Annotated in this window: 1 protein-coding gene; it reads left to right on the top strand. The window is 55.1% G+C overall.

Annotation, left to right across the window (positions count from 1 at the left end):
- A partial coding sequence (mltG, locus tag AC6F7T_RS12745) for an endolytic transglycosylase MltG (protein WP_500719403.1) occupies nucleotides 1-958 on the top strand: 958 nt, incomplete at its 5' end.
- Nucleotides 959-1,136 lie beyond the last annotated feature (178 nt).

Below are 1,136 nucleotides of genomic sequence, written 5' to 3'. Positions count from 1 at the left end.
TCTGCTCAGCTGTGGATTAGCGCTTGGCGGTTGGTGGCTGCTGACAACCCCGGTCACCCCACCTGAATCCGTAACCCTTGAGGTCACCCCGGGACGCAGCCTGCAGCGAGTAGCACGCCAGCTTGAAGAACAAGGGGTCATCAGCCATGCCTTATTGCTGCGCCTGCTGGCCAAATGGCACGACCAGGAGCAACAGATTCAGGCCGGGCACTACACCTTTGCTCTACCAGCCACCGCAGAAAACATTCTGCAGCGACTGGTACGGGGCGATGTCGACCGGGTCAATCTGACTATTCCTGAGGGCTTTAACCTGCAGCAGATTATTGAACGGATTGTCGAATCGGGACATGGCGAGGCAGCTCGATTATGGCAACTTGCGCGTGATCAGGAATTTATCGCCAGCCTCGGGATTGACGCCGACAGTCTGGAAGGCTATCTTTTTCCCGAAACCTATCACTTTGTACCGGGCACGACGGAAGCCGCCCTGCTGCGCATGATGGTCGAGCAGTTTCAGCTCAACCTAAGCGCAGAAAAACGTGAAGCTGCGCGCCAACTGGGACTGTCGCTACATCAACATGTGACCCTGGCTTCCCTGATTGAAAAAGAAACCGGCGTGGTTGCAGAGATGCCGTTGATCTCTTCGGTGTTTCATAACCGCCTGGCGATCAACATGCGCCTGCAGACCGATCCGACGGTCATCTATGGCGTCGAGGATTATTCCGGCACCATTACCCGCCGTCACCTGAACACCCCTACCCCCTACAATACCTATATCATCTATGGTTTGCCGCCCGGGCCTATTGCCAGTCCGGGACGCCCGGCTCTCTATGCCGCAGTCTTCCCGGAAACTTCCGATTATTATTATTTTGTCTCGCGTGGTGACGGCAGCCACCACTTTTCCCGCACCCTGCGCGAACATAATAACGCGGTGCAGAAATACCTGCGCAATGGACGCTGACCATTTCAGAGCAATATCCTTTTTGCCACAAAAAAACCCGGCAGAACCGGGTTTTTTTGTGAATTATATATTGAATGCCGGTCAGGCTCGTTCCACCTGAACCGCCGTGCGGTTATCGCCATCGGCCAGCAAGCCAGTGAGGCCTGCTACGGTGAAGTTAGCGCTGCTGTAGATCAAT

It is taken from the genome of Pelovirga sp., from assembly GCF_059864205.1.
The sequence above is the reverse complement of the archived record's forward strand: the minus strand, read 5'-3'. Positions and strand labels throughout refer to the sequence as shown.